The 23647-nt window shown below is 74.7% G+C and carries 23 protein-coding genes and 4 tRNA genes; 8 read left to right on the top strand and 19 right to left on the bottom strand.

Annotated elements, in window-relative coordinates; translation table 11 throughout:
• Nucleotides 1-9 precede the first annotated feature (9 nt).
• The 4 genes from Q0963_RS14395 to Q0963_RS14380 all read right to left on the bottom strand — a co-directional run bounded on the left by Q0963_RS14395 (nucleotide 10) and on the right by Q0963_RS14380 (nucleotide 4295).
• Entirely contained in the window at nucleotides 10-969 is a 960-nt protein-coding gene (locus Q0963_RS14395) for an NAD(P)-dependent oxidoreductase (protein WP_299447308.1), read from the bottom strand.
• Entirely contained in the window at nucleotides 966-1979 is a 1014-nt protein-coding gene (locus tag Q0963_RS14390) for a glycosyltransferase (protein ID WP_299447306.1), read from the bottom strand. Before Q0963_RS14390 ends, Q0963_RS14395 begins: the two co-directional genes overlap by 4 nt.
• A 42-nt stretch (nucleotides 1980-2021) precedes the next feature.
• Complete coding sequence (gene ettA / locus Q0963_RS14385) at nucleotides 2022-3704, bottom strand: energy-dependent translational throttle protein EttA (protein ID WP_299447304.1); 1683 nt, start codon at nucleotides 3702-3704, stop codon at nucleotides 2022-2024.
• 63 nt (nucleotides 3705-3767) lie between these two features.
• Complete coding sequence (locus Q0963_RS14380; protein WP_299447302.1) at nucleotides 3768-4295, bottom strand: single-stranded DNA-binding protein; 528 nt, start codon at nucleotides 4293-4295, stop codon at nucleotides 3768-3770.
• 190 nt (nucleotides 4296-4485) lie between these two features.
• Between Q0963_RS14380 and Q0963_RS14375 the strand changes: the two genes are divergently transcribed.
• On the top strand, nucleotides 4486-5493 hold the full coding sequence (locus tag Q0963_RS14375) for a S66 peptidase family protein (RefSeq protein ID WP_367180071.1): 1008 nt from the start codon (nucleotides 4486-4488) through the stop codon (nucleotides 5491-5493).
• 9 nt (nucleotides 5494-5502) lie between these two features.
• On the opposite strand, the gene Q0963_RS14370 is transcribed toward Q0963_RS14375, so the two are convergent.
• Nucleotides 5503-7164, bottom strand: coding sequence for a GTPase (locus Q0963_RS14370; protein WP_299447297.1), 1662 nt, complete (start codon nucleotides 7162-7164; stop codon nucleotides 5503-5505).
• Nucleotides 7161-8867 (bottom strand): GTPase domain-containing protein, encoded by a 1707-nt coding sequence (locus Q0963_RS14365; protein ID WP_299447295.1) that lies wholly within the window; start codon nucleotides 8865-8867, stop codon nucleotides 7161-7163. The genes Q0963_RS14370 and Q0963_RS14365 overlap by 4 nt, the downstream gene beginning before the upstream one ends.
• A 69-nt stretch (nucleotides 8868-8936) precedes the next feature.
• Between Q0963_RS14365 and thpR the strand changes: the two genes are divergently transcribed.
• Nucleotides 8937-9491, top strand: a complete 555-nt coding sequence (gene thpR / locus Q0963_RS14360) for an RNA 2',3'-cyclic phosphodiesterase (protein ID WP_299447292.1) — start codon at nucleotides 8937-8939, stop codon at nucleotides 9489-9491.
• 37 nt (nucleotides 9492-9528) lie between these two features.
• Here the strand turns inward: thpR and Q0963_RS14355 are convergent.
• The 3 genes from Q0963_RS14355 to Q0963_RS14345 all read right to left on the bottom strand — a co-directional run bounded on the left by Q0963_RS14355 (nucleotide 9529) and on the right by Q0963_RS14345 (nucleotide 12038).
• Nucleotides 9529-9602, bottom strand: a tRNA-Arg gene (locus Q0963_RS14355).
• 58 nt (nucleotides 9603-9660) lie between these two features.
• Nucleotides 9661-10881 (bottom strand): M20 family metallopeptidase, encoded by a 1221-nt coding sequence (locus Q0963_RS14350; RefSeq protein ID WP_299447289.1) that lies wholly within the window; start codon nucleotides 10879-10881, stop codon nucleotides 9661-9663.
• Nucleotides 10878-12038, bottom strand: a complete 1161-nt coding sequence (locus tag Q0963_RS14345; RefSeq protein WP_299447287.1) for a PrsW family intramembrane metalloprotease — start codon at nucleotides 12036-12038, stop codon at nucleotides 10878-10880. The genes Q0963_RS14350 and Q0963_RS14345 overlap by 4 nt, the downstream gene beginning before the upstream one ends.
• Nucleotides 12039-12099: 61 nt before the next feature.
• Between Q0963_RS14345 and orn the strand changes: the two genes are divergently transcribed.
• From orn to Q0963_RS14320, 5 genes are all read left to right on the top strand, one after another.
• Complete coding sequence (gene orn / locus Q0963_RS14340) at nucleotides 12100-12792, top strand: oligoribonuclease (RefSeq protein ID WP_299447285.1); 693 nt, start codon at nucleotides 12100-12102, stop codon at nucleotides 12790-12792.
• A gap of 64 nt (nucleotides 12793-12856) precedes the next feature.
• A tRNA-His gene (locus Q0963_RS14335) sits at nucleotides 12857-12932 on the top strand.
• A gap of 87 nt (nucleotides 12933-13019) precedes the next feature.
• Nucleotides 13020-13646 (top strand): copper resistance CopC family protein, encoded by a 627-nt coding sequence (locus Q0963_RS14330; RefSeq protein WP_299447282.1) that lies wholly within the window; start codon nucleotides 13020-13022, stop codon nucleotides 13644-13646.
• Between the two features lie 46 nt (nucleotides 13647-13692).
• Nucleotides 13693-13768: transfer RNA gene (locus tag Q0963_RS14325), tRNA-Lys, on the top strand.
• Nucleotides 13769-13834: 66 nt separating this feature from the next.
• The gene (locus Q0963_RS14320; RefSeq protein WP_299447280.1) at nucleotides 13835-14863 is read left to right on the top strand and encodes a glycosyltransferase family 2 protein; all 1029 of its coding nucleotides are present in this window, start codon (nucleotides 13835-13837) and stop codon (nucleotides 14861-14863) included.
• Here Q0963_RS14320 and Q0963_RS14315 read toward each other — a convergent pair.
• From Q0963_RS14315 to Q0963_RS14265, 10 genes are all read right to left on the bottom strand, one after another.
• Entirely contained in the window at nucleotides 14854-15150 is a 297-nt protein-coding gene (locus Q0963_RS14315; protein WP_299447411.1) for a co-chaperone GroES, read from the bottom strand. The genes Q0963_RS14320 and Q0963_RS14315 overlap by 10 nt on opposite strands.
• A gap of 42 nt (nucleotides 15151-15192) precedes the next feature.
• Nucleotides 15193-15456, bottom strand: a complete 264-nt coding sequence (locus Q0963_RS14310) for a DUF3618 domain-containing protein (protein ID WP_299447278.1) — start codon at nucleotides 15454-15456, stop codon at nucleotides 15193-15195.
• 10 nt (nucleotides 15457-15466) lie between these two features.
• Complete coding sequence (bcp, locus tag Q0963_RS14305; protein WP_299447276.1) at nucleotides 15467-15937, bottom strand: thioredoxin-dependent thiol peroxidase; 471 nt, start codon at nucleotides 15935-15937, stop codon at nucleotides 15467-15469.
• A gap of 62 nt (nucleotides 15938-15999) precedes the next feature.
• A tRNA-Leu gene (locus Q0963_RS14300) sits at nucleotides 16000-16081 on the bottom strand.
• A gap of 48 nt (nucleotides 16082-16129) precedes the next feature.
• The gene (rdgB, locus tag Q0963_RS14295; RefSeq protein WP_299447274.1) at nucleotides 16130-16765 is read right to left on the bottom strand and encodes an RdgB/HAM1 family non-canonical purine NTP pyrophosphatase; all 636 of its coding nucleotides are present in this window, start codon (nucleotides 16763-16765) and stop codon (nucleotides 16130-16132) included.
• Nucleotides 16762-17508, bottom strand: coding sequence for a ribonuclease PH (rph, locus tag Q0963_RS14290; RefSeq protein WP_299447271.1), 747 nt, complete (start codon nucleotides 17506-17508; stop codon nucleotides 16762-16764). Before rph ends, rdgB begins: the two co-directional genes overlap by 4 nt.
• Nucleotides 17509-17552: 44 nt before the next feature.
• Nucleotides 17553-18824 carry an MBL fold metallo-hydrolase gene (locus Q0963_RS16570; RefSeq protein WP_367180070.1) on the bottom strand — a complete coding sequence of 424 codons (1272 nt, stop codon included), beginning with the start codon at nucleotides 18822-18824 and terminating at the stop codon, nucleotides 17553-17555.
• Nucleotides 18821-19648 carry a glutamate racemase gene (gene murI / locus Q0963_RS14275; protein ID WP_299447269.1) on the bottom strand — a complete coding sequence of 276 codons (828 nt, stop codon included), beginning with the start codon at nucleotides 19646-19648 and terminating at the stop codon, nucleotides 18821-18823. The genes Q0963_RS16570 and murI overlap by 4 nt, the downstream gene beginning before the upstream one ends.
• A 65-nt stretch (nucleotides 19649-19713) precedes the next feature.
• The gene (locus Q0963_RS14270) at nucleotides 19714-20973 is read right to left on the bottom strand and encodes a Coenzyme F420 hydrogenase/dehydrogenase, beta subunit C-terminal domain (RefSeq protein ID WP_299447267.1); all 1260 of its coding nucleotides are present in this window, start codon (nucleotides 20971-20973) and stop codon (nucleotides 19714-19716) included.
• Complete coding sequence (locus Q0963_RS14265) at nucleotides 20970-22445, bottom strand: lipopolysaccharide biosynthesis protein (protein ID WP_299447264.1); 1476 nt, start codon at nucleotides 22443-22445, stop codon at nucleotides 20970-20972. The genes Q0963_RS14270 and Q0963_RS14265 overlap by 4 nt, the downstream gene beginning before the upstream one ends.
• A 65-nt stretch (nucleotides 22446-22510) precedes the next feature.
• Here Q0963_RS14265 and Q0963_RS14260 point away from each other — a divergent pair, with 65 nt between their 5' ends.
• Entirely contained in the window at nucleotides 22511-23641 is a 1131-nt protein-coding gene (locus Q0963_RS14260) for a polysaccharide pyruvyl transferase family protein (protein ID WP_299447261.1), read from the top strand.
• Nucleotides 23642-23647: the final 6 nt, after the last annotated feature.

The following is a 23647-nucleotide window of genomic DNA, read 5'->3' as shown; positions in this document are numbered from 1 at the left end:
GCCGCGAGGTCAGCGCCGGTCGAGCGGTCCCCCGGCGACGACCCGGGCCCGCACGTCGGCGGCGGTCGCCGCGAGCCCGGCCGCGAGCGGGGTGGCGGCGAGCGCGTCGACCTCGGTCCACCGCACCGACCCCAGCCGGAGGTCGAGCACCTGCCCCCGCCCACCCGGCACCGTCACTGTCCGCAGCGGCCGGTGGAACACCCGGCGCGCCTCACCGACGAGATGGCCGACCGTGACGGGACGCCCGGAGGCCAGGACCTTGACGACGGCGGACCCGGGCGCGGCGGCGCGGGCCAGCTCGGCACAGCGCACGATCATCCGGGCCAGGTCGGTGACGAAGACGTAGTCCCGGATCGTGTCGAGCGAGACGAAGACCGGCAGCGGGCGGGTCGTCGCGTCGGACAGGCACAGCTGCGACAGCAGGCCCTGCGGCTTGCCGAGCGTCTGCCCGGGCCCGTAGACGTTCGCGAGCCGGCCGAGGACGACCCGCACCCCGGTCCGGGCGGCCGCGTCCGTGAGGACGCGCTCCATCGCGAGCTTCGTGCGCCCGTACGGAACGAGCGGGGCGGGTGCGGTGCGCTCGGTGAAGGGCGGGCGCGACGAGCCGGCGTAGAGGCCACCGGCGGAGGACGCGAGGAACACGACGCCGTCGTCGTCGGCCGCGGCGTCGCTGCCGAGCAGCCCCACGAACCGCTCGAAGACGCGGAGCTCGCCGGCCAGCGCCTCCTCGGAGGTCGCGACGACGCCCGCCCCCGCACACCAGGCGAGGAGCCACCGGCGCCCGGCCCGGTCCGCGCTGAACCGGGTGTACTCCTCGGCCAGCACCGCCGACGCCGCGGCCTCGTCGTCCCAGGGGACATTGCAGGTGCGCACCTCCCAGCCGTCCCGGCGCAGGGCCGTGACGAGGTGGCGGCCCACGAGGCCCCCGGCGCCCACGACCCAGGCGAGCGGCGCGAGGTCGGCGCTCACGCCTCCTCGCCGGCGCGCTCGCGCCCGAGGGGCCCGTCGAGCCGGTCCCGGACGGGCAGGTAGAGCGGCTTGCCCATCGCCATGTTGACGGCCATCCCGACGTACTCGGCGATGACCCCGAGGGCGAAGAGGATCGCGCCGGTGGCGGCCATGAGCAGGACCATCGTCGAGGTCCAGCCGGGCGCGTCCCACCGCGCGGTGGCCCGGCCCACGACGAGCACGACCGCGATGAGCGGGGCCAGCACGATCGCGGCCGCCCCGGTGAGGCTGACCCAGCGCAGGGGTGTCGTGCCGCTGGACAGCACGAGACGCCAGAAGTGCGACACGAGCCGCCGCACGTCGTACCCCGAGGGGCGGTCGCCCTCGGCGCGCATCGGGACCGGCGCGGTCGTGACCCGCCGGGCGACCCACGAGATGGCGACGTCGAGGTAGATGCCCGGTCCGGCGTAGGCGGCCACCGAGCGGGCGACCTCGCCGAGGACGAGCCGGAAGCTGTTGAAGTCGGCGGCGCGCGCGCCCCGCGCGAGCTTCGAGACGAGCCACTTCGCCGACCGGGAGGCGAGGTTGCGGCCGGCCCCGTGCGGCGGGGGGTTCGTCGGTCGCGCGTACACGAGGTCGGCCTGCTCGGCCATCGCGGTGTCCAGGAGCGTCCCGATGTGCTCGGGGTCGTGCTGGCCGTCCTCGTCCATCGTCACGACCCACTCCCCACCGGAGGCCGAGATGCCCGCGAGCGTCGCCGCGTGCTGACCGAAGTTGCGGCTCAGCCAGACCGGACGGACCCAGTCGTGCTCGGCCGCCAGCCGCCGGATGACGGCGTCCGACCCGTCGGGGCCGCAGTCGTCGACGAGGACGACCTCCTCGACGACGTAGGCGCGCCCGCCCGGCGTGCTGCGGGGCACCGTCGACGCGGCGAGCTCGGCGACGACGGCCGGCAGGGTCCGTGCGCCCTGGTAGACGGGCACCACGACGGACACACGGTGCGGCTCGGGCCCGCCGGTCTCGCTCTCCACGCCGGACACCCTAGCCGCGACGCGGCCCCCGGCAGCGGGTGGTCAGTCGCGGGTCAGCTTGCGGTAGGTGACCCGGTGCGGGCGGGCCGCGTCCTCGCCGAGGCGCTCGACCTTGTTCTTCTCGTAGGAGTCGAAGTTGCCCTCGAACCAGTACCAGCGCGCCGGGTTCTCGTCGGTGCCCTCGTAGGCCAGGATGTGGGTCGCGACCCGGTCGAGGAACCACCGGTCGTGGCTGATGACGACGGCACAGCCGGGGAACTCCAGGAGCGCGTTCTCGAGCGAGCCGAGGGTCTCGACGTCGAGGTCGTTCGTCGGCTCGTCGAGCAGCAGGAGGTTGCCACCCTCCTTGAGGGTGAGCGCGAGGTTCAGCCGGTTGCGCTCGCCGCCGGAGAGGATCCCGGCCTTCTTCTGCTGGTCCGGGCCCTTGAACCCGAACTGGCTGACGTACGCCCGGGACGGGATCTCGACGTGGCCGACGTTGATGTAGTCGTGGCCGCCGGAGACGGTCTCCCAGAGGTTCTTGTTCGGGTCGAGGCCGCCGCGGCTCTGGTCGACGTAGGAGATCTTCACGGTCTCGCCGACGGTGACGGACCCGCCGTCGGCCTCCTCCAAGCCCACGATCGTCTTGAACAGGGTGGTCTTGCCGACCCCGTTGGGCCCGATGACCCCGACGATGCCGTTGCGCGGCAAAGTGAACGAGAGATCCTCGATGAGGACGCGGTCGCCGAAGCCCTTCGTGAGGTTCGTGACCTCGATGACCTTGCTGCCGAGGCGCGGGCCCGGCGGGATCTGGATCTCGTCGAAGTCGAGCTTGCGGGTGCGGTCGGCCTCGGCCGCCATCTCCTCGTACCGCTGGAGGCGTGCCTTGGACTTGGTCTGCTTGGCCTTGGCGTTGGACCGGACCCACTCGAGCTCCTCGGCGAGGCGCTTGGAGAGCTTGGCGTCCTTCTTGCCCTGGACCTGGAGGCGGGCCTGCTTCTTCTCGAGGTAGGTCGAGTAGTTGCCCTCGTAGGGGTAGGCCCGGCCGCGGTCCAGCTCGAGGATCCACTCGGCGACGTTGTCCATGAAGTACCGGTCGTGCGTGACGGCGACGACGGCGCCGGCGTAGTTCGCGAGGTGCTGCTCGAGCCACAGCACGGACTCGGCGTCGAGGTGGTTCGTCGGCTCGTCGAGCAGCAGCAGGTCCGGCTTCTGCAGGAGCAGCTTGCACAGGGCCACCCGGCGGCGCTCACCGCCGGAGAGGACCGTGACGTCGGCGTCCGGCGGGGGGCAGCGCAGCGCGTCCATGGCCTGCTCGAGCTGGGAGTCGAGGTCCCAGGCGTCGGCGGCGTCGATGGCCTCCTGGAGCTGGCCCATCTCGGCCATCAGGGCGTCGAAGTCGGCGTCGGGCTCGGCCATCTCGGCCGAGATCTCGTTGTACCGGTCGAGCTTGGCCTTGATCTCGCCCGCGCCCTCCTCGACGTTGCCGAGGACCGTCTTCTCCTCGTTGAGCTCGGGCTCCTGCATGAGGATGCCGACGGTGTAGCCCGGGGTGAGGCGCGCCTCGCCGTTGGACGGCTGGTCCAGGCCGGCCATGATCTTCAGCACCGACGACTTCCCGGCACCGTTCGGGCCGACGACGCCGATCTTGGCGCCGGGCAGGAACGACAGGGTGACGTCGTCGAGGATGACCTTGTCGCCGTGCGCCTTGCGGGCACGCGACATCACATAGATGAACTCGGGCATGGGCCCAGCGTAACGAGCCCGGGGGCCCGGCCCGAATCCGCGGCGGCGCCCCCGGAGGCGTGGTCAGGCGACCTGCTCCTCGGCGGGCGGGACGAGCGGCCCGCTGTCGGCATGCCCTCTGCCGGGTCCGGGCGTCGACTCGGGGGCCATCCCGCCGTCGAGCACGACGTAGGGGTCCCGCTCCGGGTCGCCGACGCCGCCGTCCCCGGCCGGCAGCGCAGGGGCCAGGTCGCCGTTGCGGGTGTACGTCGTGCTCCCCCACCGCAGGTCGTGACCGAGGGCGTAGGCCTCGAGCTCGACCGCGGTGCCGTAGGAGCCGTCGTCGCGCCGGAACTGGCGCACCCGCAGCCGCCCGTGCACGAGGACGGGGTGCCCCTTGCGCAAACTGCGCGCGGCGTTCTCCCCGGCGCCGCGCGACACGGACACGTCGTAGAAGCTCGGCTCGGAGTCGGCCCAGCGGCCGGGCTCCTCGCGCACCGGGTGCCGCTCGGACTGCGCGACCCGGAAGGTCGTGAAGTCCCCGTAGCGCCCCTGCTTGACGACGGGGTCGGCGACGAGGCGCCCCTGGACGGTCGTGTAGGTCTCGTACATCGTGTGCTCCTCCCGCGGGGCCGCCTCCCGGCCCGGCGAGCACCACGCTCGTCGCCGCCGCGCGCCCCGACAACGGCCGCGGGCGGATCTGTGGACGAGGGGCCTGCCCGGCGACGACCTGTGGACGACCGCTCCCCCACCGCCCGGAACCAGCAGGCGGAACCGGGACTCGGGCTGGCACGATGCGGTGATGCGTTTCCCTGCCCCCCTGCGACGCGGTGACCGGATCGGCGTGACCTCACCCTCGTCCGGCGTGGCGGGGCCGGCTGCCGACCGCATCGACTTCTGCGTCGGCTGGCTGCGCGAGGCCGGCTACGACGTCGTCGTCGGTGCGGCCATGGACGGCACCGGCATCACCTCGGCCCCCGCCGCGGTCCGGGCCGCGGAGCTCACGGCGATGCTGTGCGACCCGGCGATCCGGTGCGTCGTCCCTCCGTGGGGCGGGGAGACCGCGATCGACCTCATCGACCTGCTCGACTGGGACGCCCTGGCGGCCGCGGATCCGACCTGGCTCGTCGGCTTCTCGGACATCTCGACCGTCCTGCTGCCCGTGACGACCCGCCTCGGCTGGGCCACCGTCCACGGCGACAACCTCGCCGACACCCCGTACACCCCGCCCGCGGGCCTGCTCCGCTGGCTCGACATCGTCTCGGCGCCGGGTCCGCACCGGCAACGGGACTCCGGCCTCGTCGCCGACTGGTGGCGGTTCGAGGAGGACAGCCGCGCCACCACCTGGAAGCAGGTCGGCGCCGGCGCGTGGACACTCCACGGCGCCGACACCCTCCACGTGAGCGGCCGGCTCGTCGGCGGCTGCGTCGAGACCCTCGCCAACCTCGCCGGCACCCCGTACGGCGATGTCGCCGCGTTCGGCCGGCGGCACGCGGAGGACGGGCTCGTCGTCTACGTCGAGGCCTCCGGGGACGACGCGGCGACGATCTGCCGGAACCTGCACGGGCTGCGCCTCGCCGGGTGGTTCGAGCACGCCCGGGCGGTCCTCGTGGGCCGGACGAACGCGGCGGACAGCCCAGGGATGACCCAGCGCGAGGCCGTCCTCGACGCTCTCGGCCGGCTCGGGCTCCCGATCGTCCTCGACCTGGAGATCGGCCACGTCCCGCCGCACCTCCCGCTCGTCAACGGGGCGCTGGCAACGGTCACCGTGGACGGGGAGACCCGCGAGATCGTGCAGCGACTGGCCTGACCTCTCCGCTCAGACGTCGGCGGCGTGCCGCAGCGCCTCGCGGGTCGCGGCGTGCCGGTCGAGGACACGCCGGACGGGCGCGAGGATCTCGCCGTCGGCGACCGTCTCGATCGAGGACCGCAGCCGGGCATCCATGACCGTGCCGCGGCGGCGCGCCCCGATCCGGGCGAGCCACGACGACAGCGCGGCCAGGAGCGGGCCGAGCACGAGCCCGCCCGCGAAGAGGAGGAACGGGACGGGCAGCACCCCGACCGTCGGCGCCTCGGGGAGCAGGCCGTCGAGCTGCAGCCAGCCGGCGACGACGTAGGCGGCGAGCCAGAGGAGACCGGCGACCACCGCGGCCGCGAGCAGCAGCTGGACGAGGGCCGCGACCCGCCACCAGACCGGCGAGCGGGCGTACAGGGAGGTCCCCACGACGGCCTGGTCCAGGGCGTCGCCGAGGTCCGGGCCTGCGGGCGTCGCGGCCCGCTGCACCGCCTCGGCCCACGGCGCCGGGAGGTCGGCACCGGCCCGGTCCGCCACCCGACGGGTGGCCAGCTCGACCGCGGCGCGGGCCGCCGGGGACGGCGGCGGCAGCGAGGACCGGCCGAGCACCGAGCGCACGTCGGACTCCGAGACCCGCACGTCCCGGCCGTCCAGGCGCAGCCGGCGCAGCGGCCGCGCCCGCAGCCGGTGCACCCACCGGGTGAAGGGCCAGCCCGTGTCGGCCGCGGCCTCCATCCGGTAGTCCCGGACGACGGCCTCGACGACGGCGGGCACCCCGGCGCTGCGGGCCAGGGCGTCGAGGAGCTCGGCGCGGGTGCTGTCGTCGACGCCGCCCTCCGCCGGTGCCACGTGGGCCGACAACGCGCCGGCCGCGGACCGCACGTCGGCGGCGAGCCGGGCGCGGGCCATCGTCCGGGCGGCGACGGCGTTCGCCAGGCGCTGGCGCAGCTCGTCGACCCCGGCGCCGGTGCGGGCCGACGTGGCGAGCACCGTGGCGCCCGGCATCCCGTCACGCTCCATGAGCCGGACGAGGTCGGTGCGCAGCGGCTGGATGTCCTCCGGGGCGACCCGGTCGGACTGGTTGAGCACGGCCATCGTCACGGCCTCGTGCGAGGCGAGCGTGGCGACGTGGTCGTCGTGGAGGCGGGCGTCGGCGTACTTCTGCGGGTCGGCGACCCAGACGAAGAGGTCGACGAGCTCGAGCACCCGCTCGGCCTCGACGCGGTGCGCCAGCTCCCGGGAGTCGACGTCGGGCAGGTCGAGCAGGACGAGGCCGTCGAGGGAGCCGACCTGGGCCCCGTCCTCGGCCGCGACGTGGTGCCGGGCGCCGACGCCGAGCCAGTCGAGCAGCTCCCCTGCCGGCGCGTCACCCCAGATGGCCGCGGTCGGGGTCGAGGTCGTCGGGCGGCGCACGCCCACCGTGGCGACGTCGGCCCCGATGAGGGCGTTGAAGAGCGAGGACTTGCCGCTCCCGGTGGCTCCCGCGAGCGCGACGACCGTGTGGCCGCCGACGAGGGCGGTGCGGCGGCCCACCTTGTCGACGACGGCGTGGGCCCGCCGCCGCTCGTCCGCCGGCAGCTCGGTGTCGCCCGCGTCGACGGCGGCGCTCAGCGACGTCGCGGCCGCGGCGAGGCGCTCGGGCGAGACGACGGCACCGCGGGCCGCGCCCATCCGCAGCGGGCTCATCGCGCGACCGCCGCGAGCCGGGTGCCGGCGGCCTCCAGGCGGGAGGCCTGGTCCTGCGGCGCGGTCCGGGTCGCGAGCGCAGCCAGGAATCGTCCCCGCTCCTGCCCGTACAGCTCGTCGGCCAGCTCGAGCAGGCGCCGGCGGGCCTTGGTCGCCATGTCGCGGACGGCCTGGTCCCCGAAGATCGCCTCGAGCACGCGCTGCGCGAGCAGTGCCGTCCCGCCGGCGATCCCGACCTCGGCGCCGATGAGCCCGCCCGTCTGGGCGAAGGCCACGAGCATGAGGAACAGGCCGATCGCGTTCACGCCGTACGCGGCGACCCGGGCGTTGGTGCGGCGGCCCTGGCCCTCGGTGCGGACGAGGTCGAACACCTCGCCCTGCCAGGCCCGCACGAGCCGTTCGACGGCAGCGGTCGCCTCCGGGGACGGGGAGCCCAGCCCGGGGCTCGCCGCGAGCACCGCGGGGCCCCCGGGGAGCCGTCGCCAGCTGCGCACCGTGTCGGAGGTCGCGGCCTCGAGGTTGGCCAGCAGCAGGGCCGCGACCCCGGTGTGCAGGGCCTCGCCGAGGGTGTCGACCGGCGCGGGCGTGCCCTTGACGGCGGCGGTGATGCGGTCGCGCCAGCGGGCGATCGTCGACTCGACCTGCCGGAAGAACTCCCCCGTGCCCACGAACTCCTGCCAGCGGGCCAGGACCTCGCCACGCAGCAGGGTGCCGTCGGTCATCCCGTCGGCGACGCGCCCGTGGGCCACCTCGAACGCCTCGCGAGCGGCCGCGACGAGGGCGTCCTCGGCCTCCTGCTGGGCCCGGCTCGCCGCGACGAGCGCCCGGGTCCGGTCCGAGAGCGAGCCGACCGCCCCCCTGAGGGTCTGGCTCACGACGATGTCGCGGGCCCGGGAGTCACCGGCGAGCGCCTCGAGCCAGTCGCGGAGCCGGGCGAAGGTCCAGGCGGGCAGCAGGCCCTCCTCGAGCGTCACCTCGGGGATGCTGAAGATCGGGGCCGTCGGCAGGCCCTGCTCGCGCAGCATCGAGAACAGGTGGGGACGGATCTCCTCGACGGCCTCCGGCGGGACCCGGTCCAGGACGATCGCGACCGCGGTGCCGCGCTCGGCCGCGGTGCGGAGCAGGTCCCACGGCACGGCGTCGGCGTAGCGGGCTGCGGTCGTGACGAAGAGCCACAGGTCGGCCGCGGAGAGCAGCTGGGTGGCGAGCTCGCGGTTGGCGGAGACGACGGAGTCGATGTCCGGGGCGTCGAGCAGGGCCAGGCCCGCCGGGAGGGTGTCCGAGGCGGCGAGCCGGACCGTGCCGGGCTGGTCCTCGACGGTCTGCCGGCCCGTGACGCGCGCGATCCCGGGCAGGATGCGCTCGTCCTCGAACCAGGTGAGGTCCTCGGGGTGGTGCACGAGCACCGGCGAGGTCGTGGTCGGGCGCAGGACCCCGGTGCGGCTGACGGTCTGGCCGACGACGGAGTTGACGAGGGTGGACTTGCCGGCACCGGTGGATCCGCCGACCACCGCGAGCAGGGGCGCGTCGAGGGAGCGCAGCCGTGGGAGGACGTAGTCGTCGAGCTGGTCGAGGAGCCGCCGGCGCGCGGTGGCGGCCTCGTCGCGCCCGGGGACGTCCAGCGGCAGCACCGCCTGCTCGACCTCCCCGCGCAGGGACTCGACGGCGGAGACAAGAGCCTCCACGTCCCGGTCCACTGCCACGGGACACAGCCTAACGAGGCGGCGAGGGGTCCCCGTGCATTCCCCCGCCCGACGGGCCAGGATGTCGGGATGCGGGTGTTCGTCGCGGTCGTCCCTCCGGCGCCGGCCGTCGAGGACCTCGACGCGTTCCTCGACCCGCGCCGGGACGTGCCGGGCCCCCGCTGGCTGCCGTCGGCCGAATGGCACGTCACCCTCGCGTTCATGGCGGACGCTCCCTCCCGGGTGCTCGAGCCGCTCGTCGAGGCCCTGCGCGTCGTCGCGGCCGGGCAGGCACCCGTGCCCATCGCCGTCTCCGGCGGCGGCTGCTTCCCCGACGTCACCCGGGCCACCGTCCTGTGGGCCGGGATCGCCGGCGGCGAGGCCGTCGCGCCGCTGGCCGGCGGGGTGCGCTCGGCGGCGGCGGTCGTCGGCGCGGCCCCTGCCGGCGGCCGGTTCCGCCCCCACCTCACGGTGGCCCGCTTCCCCCGGCCGGTCGACGCGAGCCGCTGGCTCCACGTGCTCGACACGTACACGGGCCCGGAATGGATCGTCGGCGAGGTCGTCGTCGTGGAGTCCCACCTCCCGCGCGAACGGGGCCACCGGCCGCGCCACGACGTGCTGGCCCGCCTGCCGCTCGGCGGCTGACTCCGTGGCGGCCGAGGCGCCGCAGGTCGTTCTCGGGTGCCCCCGGCAGGACTCGAACCTGCGACCTCGAGATTAGAAGGCTCTTGCTCTATCCGGCTGAGCTACGGGGGCCGGTGGCGACCGGGCGGACGCCGCCGCCAGTGTAGGTGTGCGTGAGCCCGGCTGCGGCTCAGCCCGACGCGAGCTGCCGGGTCCGGCGCAGCGCCATCTCGGCCATCGCCGCCGCCACGTCCGGGACCACCGAGTCGTCGAACGCGGCCCTCGGCGAGTGGTTGTCGGCGGCGAGGGTGTGGTCGGCGTGCACACAGGCCGACACGTTGAGGTAGGCACCGGGCACCTGCTCGAGGACGAAGGACATGTCCTCGGAGCCGGCCTCGGGGTTGACCATGTCGGCCCAGCGCTGCTCCCCGAACAGGTCGACGACGACTCCGCGCGCGACGGCGAACTCGTCGTCGTCGTTGACCGTGACCGGGTACCCGTGCGCGATCGTCACCTCGGCGCTCAGCCCGTGCGCGGCGGCGACCCCGGAGGCGACCTCGCGGACGACGGCGTGGGCCCGCTCGCGGTGCTCCGCCGAGAACGTCCGCAGCGTCGCCTCGAGCGCTGCGTCGTCGGGGATGATGTTGTCCTTGGTCCCCGCGGCGACCCGGCCGACGGTCAGCACGACCGGGTCCCAGACGCTGAACCGGCGCGTCACGGCCGTCTGCAGCGCCAGCACGATCTCGCACGCCACCGGCACCGGGTCCCTCGTCCGTTCGGGAGCCGACCCGTGCCCGCCGACCCCGCGGACGAGCACGTGCACCTCGTCCGCGGCGGCCATGAGCGTGCCCGGCCGGCCGAACCAGGTGCCGCGCGGGTGGTCGGCCGCGTAGACGTGGACGGCGTAGGCGGCGTCGACCCGCCGGCCGGCCGCCTCGAGCACGCCCTCGGCGATCATCGGCTCGGCGCCGCCGGGGCCCTCCTCGGCGGGCTGGAACATGAGCACGACGTCACCGACGAGCTCGTCCCGCAGCTCGGCGAGCACCCGGGCGGCGCCGACGAGCCCGGCGACGTGCAGGTCGTGCCCGCAGGCGTGCATCCGCCCGGGCCGCTCGGAGCGGTAGGGCACGTCCACCTCCTCGGCCACCGGCAGCGCGTCCATGTCGCCGCGGAGGAGGACGACGGGCCGCTCCCCCGAGTGCGGGGCCCGGCCCCGCATCACCGCCACCACCGAGCTGAGCCCGGCGCCGGTGGTCACCTCGAGGTCCAGCCCGGCCAGCGCCTCGAGGACCACGGCCTGGGTCTCGGGCAGGTGCAGGCCGACCTCGGGCACCCGGTGCAGCCGTCGCCGGAGGTCGACGAGGTCGGGTCCGTGCCGCCGGGCGGCCTCGAGTGCAGCGCTCACGGTCATCCGACCGGCATCCCGACGAAGTGGCCCCGGCGCGCGGTGAGGGCCGCGAGCAGCTCCCGCTCCTGGTCCAGCGCGTGGGAGTCGGCGGCCTCGTGCTGCATGCGGCGCCGCAGCAGGGCCAGCTCGCTCGCGGTGTCCTGGAAGGCCCGCATCGCCGCGAGCCCCCGCGGCCCGGCGTTCATCCGCGCCCACATCCGGGCCTCGCGGCGCCGCGGCATCGACGAGAGCATCGCGACCTCGTCCGGCGAGATCCACCCCGCGTCGGCGTACGGCCGCAGGAAGTAGCCGATGAGCCGCCCCTCCCGGCGGCGCGCCCAGACGACGAACCCGACGAACGCGACGAACACGGGGACCTCGATGAGGATGTAGACGGTGAGCAGACCCGCCCCGCCGGAGACGGCGGCGAGGTTCCACAGGGCGTGGGCGAGGACCGCGAGCACGTACCCGGCGACCGGCGCGAGGATCCGCGGGAGCCAGGTGCGGCTCGTCGCCGCGACCCCGACCCCCACCCCGATGAGCACGGTGAACATCGGGTGGGCGAACGGCGAGAGGAGACACCGGGCCACGAAGGTCGCCGTCAGCGCCTCCCCGCCGCCTTCGGTGTAGGCCTGCGCGAGGTACTGGATGTTCTCGGTGAAGGCGAACCCGGCCGCGCAGACGCCTGCATAGACCATGCCGTCGGTGACCCCGTCGAACTCACGCCGCAGGAGGAGCCACACGAGGAGCACGAGCAGCCCCTTGAGGGCCTCCTCGACGACGGGGGCCACGACGACGGCGGTCGTCGCGAGCGCGGCGTCGGCGTCGGTGGCCGACTGCAGCACGACGATGGCGCTCGTGTTGAAGACCGCGGCGACCAGGGCGGCCACGAGCGCCCCCCAGAGGAAGGCGCCGACGAGGTACCGGGTCGGCTCGGCCTCGAAGCGGTCGAGCCACAGGAAGGTGGGGATCACGATGCCGAGCGGGATGACGGCCACGGCCAGCGCCAGGAGCGCGGTCTGGACGCCGAAGGTGGCACCGAGGTAGGCCGACACGACGAGGGCGGCGACGAGGAAGCCCACCCCGGCGACGCCGGTGAGCACCCACGAGCGCAGGGCGGAGCGGGTCGTCGGGTCGCGCCGTAGCGCCCCGGCCTCGACCGTCCGCAGGTCCCCGCTCACGAGCCCGAACCCTAGCGCCCGTGCGCCGACCCGTCCCGGAAGGGCGCCCCCGCCACCTACGATGGCGCGCATGTCCAGCCCCACCGACCGCACGCACACCGACCGCATCGTGTGGATCGACTGCGAGATGACCGGCCTGTCCCTCGAGCACGACGCGCTCGTCGAGGTGGCCGCCCTCGTGACCGACTTCGACCTCACCGTCCTCGGCGAGGGTGTGGACGTCGTGATCCGACCCCCCGACCACGCCCTCGAGCAGATGGGCGACTTCGTCCGCGAGATGCACACGACGTCTGGCCTGCTCGACGAGCTGGCCGCCGGGGTGACCCTGGAGGAGGCCCAGGCGAAGGTCCTCGACTACGTGCGCCTCTGGGCGCCCGAGGCCCGCAGGTCGCCTCTCGGCGGCAACACGGTGGCCACGGACCGCGCGTTCCTCGCCCGCGACATGCCCGCGCTCGAGGAGCACCTGCACTACCGGATCATCGACGTCTCCTCGATCAAGGAGCTGTCCCGGCGCTGGTACCCCCGGGCCTACTTCTCGGCGCCGGCGAAGTCGGGCGGCCACCGGGCGCTGGCCGACATCCGCGAGTCGATCGCCGAGCTGCGGTACTACCGCGAGGCGGTGTTCGTCGACCCGCCCGGCCGGTCCAGCGAGGAGCTGCGGGCCGCTGCGGCCCGCCACGTCGTCGACCACGGGGCCGCCGAGCAGCCCGCCGAGGACCCCGGACCCGGGGCGGTCGGGAGCACCCCCTCGTAGCAGGTAGGATGATCCGCGCTGCGGGCGCACGCCATCCCCTCCGGGACGGCTGCCGCCCGCCGTGGTGGGTGTAGCTCAGCTGGTAGAGCATCGCGTTGTGGTCGCGAGGGCCGCGGGTTCAAGTCCCGTCACTCACCCCAGCACTCGGCCCCCGGTCTTCGCACCGGGGGCCGAGTCATGTCCGGGGTCGCTCAGCTGCCGCAGCGCCGGTTTGCGACGATGGACCGGTGTTCACCCGCAAGATGTCGGCCGCCGTGACGATCTTCCTCGTCGCCCTCGTGGCGCTGTCCCTGCTCGCCTCCGCGCTGCCGGCGTTCGCCGGCCCCGCCGCGCTGCCGCTGCACGCCCGGCTGGTCTCGACGACGCCGGCCGACGGCAGCACCGTCGCGACCGCGACCGAGGTCGTGCTGACCTTCAGCGAGACCGTGAACGAGACGTTCGTCGAGGTCCGCGTCGACGGCCCCGGCGGCGACGAGACCGACGGCGAGCCGACGGTGGACGGCACCGCCGTCACCCAGGCGCTCGCCGCCGGCCTCCCGGCCGGTGAGCACACCGTCACGTACCGGATCGTCAGCGTCGACGGGCACCCGGTGTCGGGCACGGTCTCCTTCACCACGACCGACGAGGCGGCCACCCCGACGCCGCCGGCCACCCCCACCCCGTCCGCCACGACTGCGGCCCCGTCCGCGTCCAGCGCGAGCCCGGCGACGGCCCCCACCGCCGCCGCCGGCACGCCCGGCTGGGTCCTGCCGGCCGCCTTCCTGGCCCTCCTGGCACTGCTCGCCACCGGCGGCGCGCTCCTGGCGCGGACCCGGCGGCCCACCGACGACGGGCCGGACGGGGCGGCCGGCTGACCGGATTTCGCGACCGGTCCACCCGGCTGCTAATGTCTCCCGTCGCGCGCCATTAGCTCAATTGGCAGAGCAGCTGACTCTTAATCAGCGGGTTCGGGGTTCGAGTCCCTGATGGCGCACCATCGCTCACCGAGCAGAGGCTCCCCGGCCACGGGGAGCCTCACTCGTCTCCGGACCCGGGAGGACCCATGACGACGCCCGACCCGGCCGCGTCCGTCGTCGTCCCCACCTACCAGGGCGGGCACCGCCTGCCGGTCCTTCTCGACGCGCTCGCCGCCCAGGACGCGTCGGAACCGTGGGAGGTCCTCGTCGTCGTCGACGGCTCCACCGACGACACCCGCGACGTGCTCGAGGCCTACCGTGACCGGCTGCCGCTGCGCGTCATCGACAGCCCTCCGCCGCACGGGGTGGTCGCGGCGCTGAACGCCGGGTTCGCGGCCGCCCGCGGCCGCGTCCTCATCCGCTGCGACGACGACCTCACGCCCGCCCCGGGCATGGTCCGGCTGCACCTCGACCACCACCGTGGGCGCGACGACCTCGGGGTGTCCTGCCTGACGCGCGACATGCCCTCCAGCGCCCCCTACGTCACCGCGTACGGCGCTGCCGCCGCCGCCCGGCGGCGACGGCAGTTCTCCGAGCGGCCGGCCGCGCTGCGCTGGATCGACTGGTCCGCGCACAACTCCGTCACCCGCGCCGCGTGGGACCGGCTCGACCACGGTTTCGACCCGCGGTTCGTCTACGGGCAGGACAGCGAGCTCGCCTTCCGGCTCGTCCGGTCCGGGGTGATCGTCGTGCTCGACCCCGCCCTCGAGATCGAGCACCGCGGCGCCTGCCTCTCGGCGGCCAACCGGGTACCCCGGGCGTACGTCGCCGGCGCCTCGCGGAGCCTGTTCCAGCGCGTCCACGGCGCCACCCACGACGTCGCCGACGCGGTCCCCACGACGGCCGCGCAGCACGTCTGGGCGGCCGGGACCAGGCTCACGGCGCGGGTCCTGCGCACCTGGACGGCCTACGAGCGGCTCGGGCGGGGCGTCGAAGCGGCCCTGCCGCGCCTGACCCCGCGACTCGGCGGCCTGCTCGTCGCCTTCTCGGTCGAGGCGGCCGGGCTGGCGGGCCGGCGGCACGGGCCCGCGGACCTGTCGACCTTCCGGGCCCAGAAGGGCCGGGAGACCGCCCGCGAACGGTCGCGACCCCAAGGCGACCCGGGTCAGAGGTAGAGGCCGGTGGATCCCTCGTCGACCCGCTCGGCGGCGACGGCGTGGATGTCGCGTTCCCGGAGCAGCACGTAGTCCTTGGCCCCGATCTCGACCTCGGCGCGCTCCTCGGGGTCGAACAGCACCCGGTCGCCGGTCTCGAGGTTGCGGACCGCGGGGCCGAGCGCCACGACCCCACCCCAGGAGAGCCGCTTCCCGACGCTGGCCGTGGCGGGGATGACGATGCCCCCGCCGGAGCGCCGCTCCCCCTGCTCACCCTCGAGGCTCACCAGGACGCGGTCGTGCAGCATCCGGATGGGCAGGCGGCTCCGCCCGCGTGCGGCTGCCACGGGTCAGCGTCGGCGCACGGCACGCCAGGCGACGAACCCGCCGACGACGGCCACGACCGCGACGACGGCCGCGAGCCGCTCGACGCGCAGCTCACCCTCCGGCGTCTGCGCGACGTCGGCGAACCGGGCCTTCGCGGAGTCGACCTGGCGCTGGAGGATCGCCTTGGGGCTCGCGGTGACCACGAGCTCGTCGACGGTGCGGGCGAGCCGCTCGCGACGGGCGACGACCTCGGCCTCGAGGGCCGGTATGGAGTTCTGCTCGCTCATGGGTCCTCCCTCAGTCCAAACCGAGGTCACGGCGCAGCTTGGCGACGTGCCCGGTGGCCTTGACGTTGTACCAGGCATGGCTCACGGTGCCGTCCTCGCCGACGACGACGGTGCTGCGGATGACACCCTGGACCGTCTTGCCGTACAGCTTCTTCTCGCCGAAGGCGCCCCACTCGGTCATCACGGCGCGGTCGGTGTCGGCGAGCAGCGGGACGGTCAGGGACTCCTCGGCGCGGAACCTCGCGAGCTTCTCGGGCGGGTCGGGCGAGATGCCGAGCACGGTGTAACCCTCGGCGCTCAGGCTCTCGAGGGACTCGCTGAAGTCACAGGCCTGCTTCGTGCAGCCGGACGTCATGGCGGCCGGGTAGAAGTAGACGATGACCTTGCGGCCGCGCAGGTCGCTGAGGGTCACCTTCGACCCGGTGTCGTCGGGCAGGGTGAAGTCGGGCGCGATGTCGCCCGGGGCGAGCCGGTCGGCCACGGGTGTCTCCTGTCGTCGGTGCCGTCCCCAACCTAACGGACGAGCAGGTGGGAGCCGTGTCGTGCGCAAGGCGGGACTCGAACCCGCACACCCGAAGGCACCAGGACCTAAACCTGGCGCGTCTGCCAGTTCCGCCACTTGCGCGCGGCCCCCAGGGTACGGGCTCGGCTGCTTCCCGGACGCTCCGGGGAGTCAGCCGAGCAGGTCGCGCAGCACCGGCGCGAGGGCGCGGAACGCGGTGCCGCGGTGGCTGATGGCGTTCTTCTCGGTATCGCTGTACTCGGCCAGGGTGCGGGTGTCGCCGGCCGGGACGAAGACCGGGTCGTACCCGAACCCGCCCGTCCCGCGGGGCTCACGCACGATCGTGCCCTCGACGCGGCCCTGCACGCCTTCGACCCGCCCGTCGGGCAGCGCGAGCACGGCGGCGCAGACGAAGGCCGCGGCCCGGTGCTCGTCCGGGACGTCGGCGACCTGCTCGAGCAGCAGGTCGAGGTTGGCCCGGTCGACGTCGGCCCGGGACGCACCCGGCCCGGCGTGGGTCCCGGACCAGCGCGCCGAGAAGACCCCGGGAGACCCGCCGAGCACCTCGACGGCCAGCCCGGAGTCGTCGGCCACGGCGGGCAGCCCGGTGGCGTCGGCGAGCGCCACGGCCTTGAGGCGGGCGTTGCCGAGGAAGGTCACCTCGGTCTCGGGCACGTCGGGAGCACCGTCGACCTCGCCGGCGCCGACGATCTCCAGCCCCAGCTCGTCGACCAGATCGGCGAGGATCTGCCGCAGCTCGTGGACCTTGTGCTCGTTGCGGGTGGCGAGGACGAGGCGTCGGGTCATCCGATCCGCTCCCGCGCGGGGGCCTCGAGAGCCTCCTGCTGGCGCCGGGTCAGGTCGGCGCACCCGGTGGTCGCGAGGTCGAGGAGACGCCCGAGCAGGTCCCGGTCGAACGGCTCCCCCTCGGCGGTGCCCTGGACCTCGACGAAGCGCCCGTCACCGGTCATGACGACGTTCATGTCGGTCTCCGCGGTGGAGTCCTCGGGGTAGTCGAGGTCGAGCACGGCGACGCCGCCGACGACGCCGACGCTGACGGCGGCGATGGAGCCGGTGAGCGGCTCGGCGCCGGCCGCGACGAGCCCGCGCGCCTTGGCGTCGGCGACGGCGTCGGCGAGCGCGACGTAGGCCCCGGTGACAGCGGCGGTGCGGGTACCGCCGTCGGCCTGGAGGACGTCGCAGTCGAGGACGATCGTGTTCTCGCCCAGCGCCCCCAGGTCGATGACCGCGCGCAGGCTGCGCCCGACGAGGCGGCTGATCTCGTGGGTGCGCCCGCCGACCTTGCCCCGGCGCGACTCGCGGTCGCTGCGGGTGTTCGTGGACCGGGGCAGCATCTCGTACTCGGCCGTGACCCAGCCGGTCCCCTTGCCCTTGAGCCAGCGCGGCACGCCCTCGGTGAAGGAGGCCGCGCACAGCACCCGGGTGCGCCCGAACTCGACGAGGACGCTGCCCTCGGCGTGGTCGAGCCAGTTGCGGGTGATCCGCACCTCGCGCAGCTGGTCGGTGGAACGTCCGTCGTGTCGCGTCATGGGGAGCAGGCTAGCCACGCGCCGGCGCGCGGGTCGCGGCGCCCTCAGGCGTCAGCGAGCTCCGGGGGCCACACCACGCGGAAGCGCTCGAAGCAGACCTCGAGGTCGTCGGAGAACTCGACCCCGATGCGGGCGCAGGAACGGCGCCAGTAGGCGCGGTGGTTGCGCAGCCACGACTCGAGCGTGCGTTCGTACTCGCCCTCGTCCCAGGCGAACCGCTCGTCGACGCTGGACAGCGGCCCGACCCGCAGCTCGACGGCCCGCAGGACGGCGCGCGGTGCGCCCGACCCGTCGCACACCACCCAGTGGTCACCGACCCGCGGCAGCGGCTCGTGCTCGGCCGTGTACTCGGCCACCAGCCCCGCGGTGGCCCGCTTGGTGCCCGAGAGGACGAACGCGAGCAGCTCGTCGGCGAGCTCCGGGGAGTCGCCGAACCACTCGACGACGGGCATCTCGAGGTCGACCAGGTCGGGGACCGTCGCGACGTACTCGTCCCACATCCGCCGGGCCGCGGCCCGGTCGAGCAGGTCCGTCTCTCGGGGCAGCGCGCCGACCTCGGTGGTCCAGCCGGAGCGCGCCAGCTCGACCCGAGCGCCCCACACCTCGGCGGCCTGGGCCCGGCACACCTCGGGGTCGTTCCAGGCGGGGATGTGGGTGAGGACGAGGCGCCCCACTCCCCCGGCGCGCACCGCCGCCGCGGCGGCCCGCGAACCGGTGAGGTGGATGCCGCGGGTGGCGTCGCGACCGTCGACGAAGGCCGCGTCGAGCAGCGCGAGGTCGGCGCCCGCGAGGAGCGGGTCGAGGTTGGGGCAGTCGTCGGTGTCGCCGGTGTACGCGAGGACGGCGCCGTCGGCCTCGACCCGGTAGCCGTAGGCCTCGACGGGGTGCTCGACCGCGTACGGCGTGACCGTGAACGGGCCGACCGTGAACGGCTGGGCGTCCGTGACGACGAGGACGTCGAACTCGCCGTCCATCCCGCCGGGCTCGAGCCCGTGGTACATCAGCGCCAGCCGCTCGGCCGTGCCCGCCGGTCCGTACACGGGCATCCGGTGCGGCAGCGGACCCTCCGGCCGGTAGCGACGCGTGACGTAGAGCCCGAGGATGTCCGCGCAGTGGTCGGGGTGCAGGTGGCTCACGAGGACGGCGTCGACCTCCGCGAGGTCGACGTGCCGCTGCAGGGGGCCGAGGGCACCGTTGCCGAGGTCGAGCAGGAGGTTCCAGGTACGGCCCGCGTGCTCGGCCCGGACGAGGTAGGACGACGCGGGTGAGTCCGGCCCGGCGAAGGACCCGGCACAGCCGACGACGGTGAGCCTCATGAGATGCCCGCCCGGACGACGACGGGCGGCGACGGGAACACCGGGCCGACCGAGGCCCCGACGCCGAGGAAGCGCGCGGCGAGCCGGCGGAACTCCTCGGGGTCCCCCGTCGTCGTGAAGCCGTGTCCGGGCGGGGGGAGGTCGTCGGGCCGCAGCAGGTCGGCGTCTGCCAGCACCCGGTACACGTCCTTGGCGGTCTCCTCGGCCGAGGAGACGAGGGTGACGTCCTCGCCCATGACGTAGGAGATGACGCCGGTGAGGAGGGGGTAGTGGGTGCAGCCGAGGACGACGGTGTCGACGCCACGCTCGCGGAGCGGGTCGAGGTACTCGTGCGCGACGCCGACGAGCTCGGCCCCGCCGGTGACGCCGGCCTCGACGAACTCGACGAACCGCGGGCACGGGGTGGAGGTGACCTCGAGGTGCGGGGCGGCGGCGAAGGCGTCGAGGTAGGCCCCGGACTGGTGCGTGCCGCGGGTCGAGACCACCCCCACCCGGCCGGTGCGGGTGGCCGCGGCCGCGCGCCGGACGGCGGGCCGGATGACCTCGACGACCGGCACGTCGTACCGCTCGCGGGCGTCGTGGAGCACGGCCGCGCTCGCGGTGTTGCAGGCGATGACGAGCACCTTGACCCCGTGGTCGACGAGCCGGTCGAGGCACTCGAGCGCGAACTCGCGGGTCTGGGCGATGGGTCGCGGGCCGTACGGGGCCCGCGCGGTGTCGCCGAAGTACGCGACGGACTCGTGCGGCAGCTGGTCGAGGATCGCCCGCATGACGGTGAGCCCGCCGTAGCCGGAGTCGAAGACCCCGATGGGTGAGTCGGTCACCCGAGCAGCCTAAGCGCGGACACCGACGTGGCCGAGGGTCTCGGAGTGTGGCGTCGGTGACGTCGTCAGGACCGGATGCCCTCGCGGTCCCGGTACCTGAGGCGGACGACCGTTCCCCGCAGCTCCCGGAGCGCGGCGCGCGGCGCCCGGGCCGCGCTGCCCAGAATGCCGAAACCCCGCGCCCGAGTCACCGCGCGACGCAGCACGAGCGTCGCGACGAGCCGTGGCAGCAGCAGCCTGCGACGGTGCGCCTGGTACGGCTGGGCGGCCACGACGGTCTCCGCCTCCACCGGCTCGACCTCGAGGACGCCCGCGGCGACCGCCTCGTCCAGCAGGGCCCGGCCCCGGGCCGTCCGCACCACCAGGGCGCTCGTCCCGGGCGCCTCCGCGAACGACGGGTAGCCCTCGTCGTCGGTGTCCCACAGGTCGCCGGCCGACAGGTCACCCGACTCCCCCACGCCGTCAGGACAGGTCCGGCACCGCCATTGGACGTGGGGTCCGAGATGGGCGCCCCACGACGTGCGGTAGTCGGTGGACACCTCCGCACCGTCGACCGAGCGTGCGACGAACCGGCCGGGCCACCCCCGGCCCCGGTAGCGGACGGACTCGAGGACCGCCTCGGCCGGCATGCCGAGGGTCGTCACGAGATCGTCGGTCGCCCGTTGGCTCGGCGTCCCGGCGCAGAAGAACGTCAGGAGGAGCGGCGGCTCCCTGCCCTCGATCTCGGCGAGCCGGCGGAGGGCCGACGCCTCACACGGCTTGCAGACGACGGTGGCGGCCGGGTCGGTCGTCGCCGGGTGCGCCGCGACCGATACCGGGGCGTACCGCGAGCCCGCGGTCGCGAAGGCCTCGTCGCGCGTGGTGATGCGGACCGGGACGGTGGTGCGGGGGTCCGACGCACCACCGGACGACGCGACGCACGGCCCCGACCCGTCACGCTCGACCAGCCAACCGACGAGGGCGGTCAAGGTACCGCCACTGCTGCCTGCGTGGCGGACCTCCGGGGCGACCGCCCAGGCCCGCCGGAGTGCGAGCACGGGTCCCAGGGTGCGGTCGCGGCGCGCGCCGTCCGGCCGTGGCGCAGTCACCGAGATCCCGGGGCACATCCGACGGAAGGTGCGCGCCGCGGCGCGCGTGTCCCGCGCACCGGCGCCGGGGTCGACGATCGGCCGCCGGAACCCGCGGACGTCGCCCATCGTGATGCGGTCGTCCAGCTGGACGCACCCCCCGCAGCCGGTGCACAGCTCACGGTCGACGACCCTCCCGACCGCCGAGGGAAGGACATCGACCGAGCGCCGCCATCCCCTGGGGAGCAGCGGCCTCATGAGGCCGCACCTCGGTCGAGAGCACGTCGGATGTGCCCGACCAGGGCCTCGACATCGCGTCTGACGGGCCGCAGCGTCACCGCGACCGCGAAGACGGCCAGCACGGCGCCACCGACGAGGAGCAGCCGAGCCAGATCGTGCAGATCCGGCACCTGGGCCGCCACCAGCCTCCCCGCGAGGGCGGCGGCCACGCCGAGCGCGACGACCCTGGCCCCGTCGAGCCGCAGCCTGCGGACCTCGACCTGGGCCCACCGGTGGAGCCACGCGTAGCCGAGGGTGAAGGTCAGCAGGGGCGCCAGGGCGGCCGTCCATGCCACCGCCACGGGGCCACCGAGCGAGGCCACGACGACGACGGTCACGGTCGACGCGGCGGAGAACACCGCGTACCGGGACAGGTGCCGGCCGAGGCCGCAGGCGACCAGGGCCAAGGACACGTTCTGTGTCACCGCACGCAGCACGACCCCCGCGCTCATGGCCGTCAGGTAGGGCGCCGCGACCACCCACCGCTCGCCGAGCGCCAGCCGCACGATGTCCGCGGGCGCCGCCGCCACGACCGCGGCGACGACGGCCAGCGGGTAGGCGACGGCCCGTTGGCTGTCCCGCAGCGCGGCCTCGAGCCGGGTGCGGTCGGTGTGGATCTTCGCGAGAACGGGCTGGAGCACGACACCGAAGGCCCCCATCACCTGGCGGCCCGGCTGACGGATCAGCTGGGCGCCCCGGTTGTAGACCCCGAGTACGTCCGCGCCGAACGAGCGCCCCACGACGACCGTGTCGGCGTTGGAGCTGAGGTAGTTGGCCACCGATGACGCCAGCAGGTGACCTCCGAACCGCACGAAGCGCAGCGTCCCTTCTCCCCCACGCCACCGGCCCGCCCGCCAGGGGTCCGCGCCGACCACCAGCCCGAGCATGAACACCCCGCTCGCGAGCTGCTGCCCGACCAGTGCCCAGTACTCCGCGCCCGCGAGCGCCAGGGCGACCCCCAGACCCAGTGCGAGGGTCACCGACACCGCCTCGATCCAGGCGAGCCGCTGGAAGCGCAGCGCCCGGACGAGGCCGACGCGGTACTGCGTCGTCAGGCCCGACACGACGAAGGTGGGGGCCAGGGCGAGGGTGATCGCGACGAGCTCCGGCCGGCCGTACACGGCCGCGATGAGCGGGGCCGCTGCGCAGACGACGAGCGCGACGAGGGCGCCCATTCCGGTGTTCAGCCAGAACAGGTTGTCGCGCTGCCCGGGGGTGAGCTCGGGCGCCTGGATCGCGGCACCGGAGAGGCCCAGATCGCGCAGGACCTCGCCGAGGCTGATGATGGCGACGACCATCGCGACCAGCCCGAAGTCACGGGGGTCGAGCAACCTCGCGAGGACGACGACCGACGTGACCTGGAGCAGGATCCGGTACAGCTGGTTGCCGATCGTGGCGACGACGCCACGCCCCGCCCGGGCCCCGTACGACGGCGGGCTGGCGGCCGTCATCGGCGCCCATCGGGGAAACGCAGTACGGAACCGTCCCGAGGCCGACGTGCCATATCGTCTCCCTCGTGCGAGTGCTCGTCGTCTGGGCCAGAGCGGACCAACCGAACCTCGGGGTACGGGCCCTGGCCGCCGGCGCCGCCATCATCGCACGTGAGGCGTTCCCGAACGCCGACGTCAGGACGCACGGCTCGGGGGCCGGCGCAGGGGCCGACCCGGCGAACGACGGCCCGATGAACATCGGCCACCTGCCACCCCTGGCACGGGAGGTGGTGCAGCCGCGGCGCGGGCTGCGCGAGTGGCTCACGTCCTTCGACGTCGTCGTCGACACGCGCGCCGGCGACAGCTTCTCGGACATCTACGGCGTCCGCCGCCTCGTCAAGATGTCCGCACTGCCCGAGCTCGCCCACCGATGGGGGGTGCCGGTCTTCATGGCCCCACAGACCATCGGCCCGTTCCGGACCGTCCGGGGGCGGGTCCTCGCCCGGCGCAGCCTCGCGACCGCGGCCGCCGTCTGCGCCCGGGATCCGGAGAGCGCGACCGCCGCGGCCCGCCTCGGCCGGCCGGTCGACGCCGTGTCCACCGACGTCGTGTTCGCGCTGCCGGCGCCGCACGTGGCACGCACCCGCGACGTCGTCCTCAACGTGTCGGGCCTGCTCTGGGACGAGACGAACCCCCACGTCGACGCGGTGCAGTATCGCGAGCAGAGCCTGACGCTGGTCCGCGCGCTCCTCGACCGCGGTCGCCGGGTGACGCTGCTGCCGCACGTCCTCGGAGCCCGCGGCGCCGTGGGGGACAACGACTGGGCGGCCGTGGAGGGCATGCTGCCCGCGCTGGGTGCGGACGCGGTCGAGGTCGCCGAGCCGGCCTCGCTCGACGACGTCCGGCAGATCGTCGGGTCCGCCGCCGTCGTCGTCGGCAGCCGGATGCATGCCTGCCTCAACGCCCTGGCCATGGGCACGCCGGTCGTCCCCATGGCGTACTCCCGCAAGTTCGGCCCCCTGCTGGAGCCCCTGGGAGTCACGACCACCGTGGACCTCCGGACGACCCGCGACAGCGCGGCGGCCGTGCTGGCCCAGCTCGACCGCGAGGACCTCGAGGACGAGGCCCGGACCGCCCGCGCGAGGGCTGACGCTCTTCTGGTCCGCTCGGTCGAGGTTCTCCGTTCCGTGGCCGCACCGCGGGAGGGTCGCGGCTAGCATCCA

This window comes from uncultured Phycicoccus sp., assembly GCF_947495705.1.
Taxonomy (GTDB): Bacteria; Actinomycetota; Actinomycetes; order Actinomycetales; family Dermatophilaceae; genus Phycicoccus.
The sequence above is the reverse complement of the archived record's forward strand: the minus strand, read 5'-3'. Positions and strand labels throughout refer to the sequence as shown.